The sequence below is a fragment of the Cupriavidus sp. WS genome (genome assembly GCF_000395345.1).
Taxonomy (GTDB): Bacteria; Pseudomonadota; Gammaproteobacteria; order Burkholderiales; family Burkholderiaceae; genus Cupriavidus; species Cupriavidus basilensis_B.
Window position 1 is genome coordinate 1 of record NZ_AQPL01000612.1, and the last position, 5228, is coordinate 5228.

Genomic DNA, 5228 nt, shown 5'->3' on the forward strand with positions numbered 1-5228 from the left:
CCTTGAAGGTCGGCCAGGAGCGCGTCGTGTTCATCGACAAGAACGTCCGCGTCGGCGTGCCCGCTGGCGTCAGCGAACGCCTACGGGTGCAGAGCGCGGGCGGCGCGGTGTACCTGCGCGCCAGCGAGCCGATCGAGCCCACACGGCTGCAACTGCAGGACGCCGACACGGGCGCGCTGATCCTGCTGGACATTGCGGCCGAGCCGCCCAAGGACGGGGAAGCCGAGCTGGAGCCGGTGCGCATCGTCGAGGGCAACAGCACCCCGGCACGCTATGGCGATCAGCCCGGCGATGCCGACGATGCCCCGGCACGCGCCCAGGACCCGACAGGCACGCGGGCAACGCGCCGCGAAACCCCGGTTCCGGTCGTGCTGACGCGCTATGCCGCGCAAAACCTCTACGCACCGCTGCGCACTGTGGAGCCGCTACCGGGCGTCATGCGGGTGAACCTGCGCCGCGACTTCGACCTCGGCACGCTGATGCCGACGCTGCCGGTGCGCGCGGTCGCGCTCGCGTCGTGGCGTCTGGAAGACCAGTGGGTCACGGCCGTGCGCCTGACCAATAGCAGCGGCGGCTGGATCACTCTCGACCCCCGCGTGCTGCAAGGCGACTTCCTCACCGCCACCTTCCAGCACGAAGCACTCGGCCCGCGCGGAACGCCCGAGGACACGACCGTGCTGTACCTGGTGACGCGCGGGCACGGCCTTGCCCAGTCGCTGCTGCCGGCGATCAACCGCTTCGACCCAGCCGCGCATTTGCCGCAACCCGAAGCCGAGGCCACCACCGCCAGCAAGGAGTCCCGCCATGCGCAGTAACGGACTCCTGAAGTGGTTGATGATCCCCGTGGCCCTGCTGGTGCTGTTCGTCGCCATCCGGATGTTTTCGGGTGGAAGCTCGTCTGCGCCTCCCGCCGCGGATGCCGGCGCCAAGCTCACGCCGGAGGAAATGAAGGCGCTGGGCATCGAGGGCGATACCCCCCGCGATACCGTAGCGACGCTCGTGGCGCAGGTGAAGCAGTTGCGCACCGAGCTTCAGACGGTCCTGTCCGACAACAAGTCCCAGCGCGAGGAGAACCAGCGCCTGCGCCAACGCGAGAACTCGATCGACCAGCGCATCAATTCGGCCCTCGAATCCGAGCGCTCCAACCTGCGCCGCGACCAGCAGCAGGCGGCCAGCGAGCGCCAGCAGACCGAGGGGCTGCTCGCCGACCTACAGCGGCGCTTGGAAAGCATCGGCGGGCGTGGCGGCGGCCACGCCGATCTACCCGTGGGCCTGGGACTGCGTGACGGCGACGAGGCAGGCATGGAAGGCGGCGTGCGCTGGGTCGAGCCGAACGACGCTAAGCCCGCTGATGGGCGTAACGGCAGTCGTGCCACGGGTGGCGGCACGAGCTTTCCGACGAGCTTCGGCCCTGCGCAGAGCACGCTGGAAACCACGGCGAAAACCGTGGCGAACGCGGGCGCCCGCGCCGCAGGCGTCAAGAGCGCCAAGCCGGTCTATACGGTGCCTACCAACTCGACGCTGATGGGGTCGGTGGCTATGACGGCGCTGATCGGCCGCGTGCCGATTGACGGCACGGTCAACGATCCGTATCCGTTCAAAGTCCTGGTCGGCCCCGACAACCTCACGGCAAACGGCATCGACATTCCCGATGTGGCCGGCGCCGTGTTTTCCGGCACTGCCTCGGGCGACTGGACGCTCTCTTGTGTGCGCGGCCAGGTGCGCAGCATCACCTTTGTGTTCCATGACGGAACCATTCGGACGATTCCCGAAGACCGCGACGGCAACCAGCAGAACAATCAGCAGCGCGACGGATTGGGCTGGATCAGCGACCCGTATGGCATTCCTTGCGTCAGTGGAGAGCGGCGCAGCAACGCCCAGCAATACCTCGGTTCGCAGGCGCTCATCACCGCGGCGGGTGCGGGCGTGGCCTCGCTTATCGACAGCGACAGCGGCCAGATGTCCTACGTGGGCGCAGACGGTTCCATCGGCAGCGTCGGCATTTCCAGCAACGAAGCCGTAGGTCGCATCCTGGCCGGTGGCGTGCGGGACATGGCCGATTGGGTGAACAAGTTGTACGGCCAGGCCTTCGCCGCCGTCTATGTCCAACCCGGCGCGAAGGTCGCCGTCCATCTCGAAAAGCCGCTCGCCATCGATTTCGATCCCGAAGGCCGCAAGGTCGATCACCGCGCAGGAGAAAGCCATGCTCTCGAACTTGAATAAGGGCCTGGCGCTGGCTCTTGCCGTCGCGGTGCTCGGCGGCTGCGCCACCAGTAAGGAAAAGCTGCTGCCGCACGGCGACAGCACAATGATGGACATCTGGCAGACCAACGCCGGCGACGGCGGCGGTGGCGCCGGCCAAGTGGCGCGCAGGCAATTGCTCGATGCACGCCAGAGCCTGCGCCGGCCGCTGACCGACGCCGACGTGCAGGCCGCGCCCGCCGAGCAGATGCGCTACACGCGGACCGCGCGCAACGAGGTCTATCGCCAGTTCCAGCGTCTGCCCAATCCCGACCTGGTGATGTACGTGTACCCGCATCTGGCGGGCACGGACCCCGTGCCGGTTCCGGGCTACACGACGGTCTTCCCCCTCTACCAGCGCGTGCAGTACGCCATGCCGGGCGAGCGCGTGGAGGACTACTGATGCGCTGGAAACTCCCCTGGCCGAAGCTGGCCGCATCCGGCGCTGGCGAGGACGAGCAGCCGGACGGCTGGCAGCGCCACGTCGAGACCTTGCGACAGGCCGGCATCCCTGAACCCGGCGCGGCGGTCCAGGACCGCAGGCCGGCGACCTTGGCAGACGAGCAGGCGCTGTACGACGTCGCGCCGTCCTTCACGGAACTGCTGCCTTGGGTGGAGTTTCTGCCCCAATCGAAGTCCATGCTGCTGGAGGACGGGCAATCGGTCGCGGCCTTCTACGAGCTGGTGCCGCTGGGCACCGAAGGTCGGGAACCCGGCTGGCTCGCGCATGCCCGAGATGCGCTCGAAAACGCGCTGCAAGACTCGTTCGACGAACTGGACGAGAACCCCTGGGTGCTTCAGCTCTACGCGCAGGACGAGCCCAGCTTCGACCAGTACATGCAGACCCTGCGCGACTACGTGCAGCCGCGCGCCCGCGGCACGGCGTTCACGGAGTTCTATTTGCGCTTCTTCGGCCACCACCTGCGGGCGGTGGCCAAGCCGGGCGGGCTGTTCGAGGACACGGTGGTCACGCGGCTGCGCTGGCGGGGTCAGACGCGGCGCGTGCGCATGGTCGTCTATCGCCGGGCCACCGGACAGGCGAGCCGCCGCGGCCAGACGCCAGAACAAATGCTCAATATCGTCTGCGACCGCCTGTGCGGCGGGCTGGCGAACGCTGGCATCCAGGCTCGGCGCATGGATGCGGCCGGGGTTCACGATTGGCTTTTGCGCTGGTTCAACCCGCGCCCAACTCTGCTGGGGCCGGGCGTGGAAGACCGCGAGCGGTTCTACGCGCTCGCGCGCTACCCTGACGAGACCGAGGAAGGCGAGATCGAGCTTGCGAGCGGGCGTGATTTCAGCCAGCGGCTGTTCTTCGGCCAGCCGCGATCCGACGTGGCGCACGGCACCTGGCACTTCGACGGCATGCCGCATCGCGTGCTGATCACCGACCGCCTGCGCATGCCGCCCGGCACGGGGCACTTGACCGGCGAAACCCGCAAGGGCGATGCGATCAACACCCTGTTCGACCAGATGCCGGAAGACACGCTGATGTGTCTCACGATGGTTGCCACACCGCAGGATGTCCTGGAAGCGGACCTCAACCACCTGGCAAAGAAGGCCGTGGGAGAGACGCTGGCGTCGGAGCAGACGCTCAAGGACGTGCAGGAGGCCCGCTCGCTGATCGGCAGCGCGCATAAGCTCTACCGGGGAACTCTGGCGTTCTACCTGCGCGGGCGCGACGAGGCGGAACTGGACCGGCGCGGGCTGGACTTGGCGAACGTCATGCTCAATGCCGGCTTGCAGCCGGTGCGCGAGGACGACGAGGTGGCGCCGCTCAACAGCTACTTGCGCTGGCTACCGTGCTGCTACAACCCCGGCCAGGATCGGCGCAAGTGGTACACCCAACTGATGTTCGCCCAGCACGCGGCGAACCTGTCGCCGGTGTGGGGCCGCGCCCAGGGTACGGGGCACCCCGGCATCACGATGTTCAACCGCGGTGGTGGGCCGATCACCTTCGACCCGCTCAACCGCCTGGACCGGCAGATGAACGCGCATCTGTTCCTGTTCGGTCCCACCGGCTCCGGTAAGAGCGCCACACTCAACAACCTCTTGAACCAGGTCACGGCCATCTACCGGCCGCGCCTCTTCATCGTGGAAGCCGGCAACAGCTTCGGCCTGTTCAGCGATTTCGCCAAGCGCCTGGGCCTCACCGTAAACCGGGTCAAGCTGTCACCTGGCTCGGGCATCAGCCTCGCGCCATTCGCCGATGCGCGCCGGCTGATCGAGACGCCAAGCGACGTGCAGACGCTCGATGCCGATGCGCTGGATGAAGACCTACCACCGGATGCCTCGGCCATGGAGGCGGACGAACAGCGTGACGTGCTGGGCGAACTGGAGATCACGGCGCGTTTGATGATCACGGGCGGCGAAGACAAGGAAGAAGCCCGGATGACGCGGGCCGATCGCTCGCTCATCCGCCAGTGCATCCTCGACGCCGCCGAGCACTGCGTGGCCGAGAAGCGCACGGTCCTCACGCGCGACGTGCGCAATGCGCTGCGCGCCCGGGGCCAGGACCCGACACTGCCCGAGATGCGCCGCGTGCGGCTGCTGGAGATGGCAGACGCGATGGACATGTTCTGCCAAGGCACGGACGGCGAAATGTTCGACCGCGACGGCACGCCGTGGCCCGAAGCCGACATCACGCTGGTGGATCTGGCGACCTACGCTCGTGAGGGCTACAACGCCCAGCTCTCCATCGCTTACATCAGCCTGATCAGCACGGTGAACAACATCGCCGAGCGCGACCAGTATCTGGGCCGCCCGATCATCAACGTGACCGACGAAGGGCACATCATCACGAAGAACCCGCTGCTCGCGCCCTACGTGGTCAAGATCACGAAGATGTGGCGCAAGTTGGGGGCCTGGTTCTGGCTCGCGACGCAGAACATCGACGACCTGCCGCGTGCCGCAGAGCCCATGCTCAACATGATCGAGTGGTGGATCTGCCTGTCGATGCCGCCGGACGAGGTGGAGAAGATCGCCCGGTT

Annotated in this window: 4 protein-coding genes; all 4 read left to right on the plus strand. The window is 67.3% G+C overall.

Annotated elements, in window-relative coordinates:
* Positions 1–815: TIGR03749 family integrating conjugative element protein (locus K206_RS0135600; protein ID WP_020207015.1), on the plus strand; the 815-nt coding region annotated here is incomplete at its 5' end.
* Complete coding sequence (locus K206_RS0135605) at positions 805–2223, plus strand: TIGR03752 family integrating conjugative element protein (protein ID WP_011489305.1); 1419 nt, start codon at positions 805–807, stop codon at positions 2221–2223. The genes K206_RS0135600 and K206_RS0135605, both read left to right, overlap by 11 nt.
* Positions 2204–2644 carry a TIGR03751 family conjugal transfer lipoprotein gene (locus tag K206_RS0135610; protein WP_003290235.1) on the plus strand — a complete coding sequence of 147 codons (441 nt, stop codon included), beginning with the start codon at positions 2204–2206 and terminating at the stop codon, positions 2642–2644. The genes K206_RS0135605 and K206_RS0135610 overlap by 20 nt, the downstream gene beginning before the upstream one ends.
* On the plus strand, positions 2644–5228 hold a 2585-nt coding region (locus tag K206_RS0135615), incomplete at its 3' end, for a conjugative transfer ATPase (RefSeq protein WP_020207018.1). The genes K206_RS0135610 and K206_RS0135615, both read left to right, overlap by 1 nt.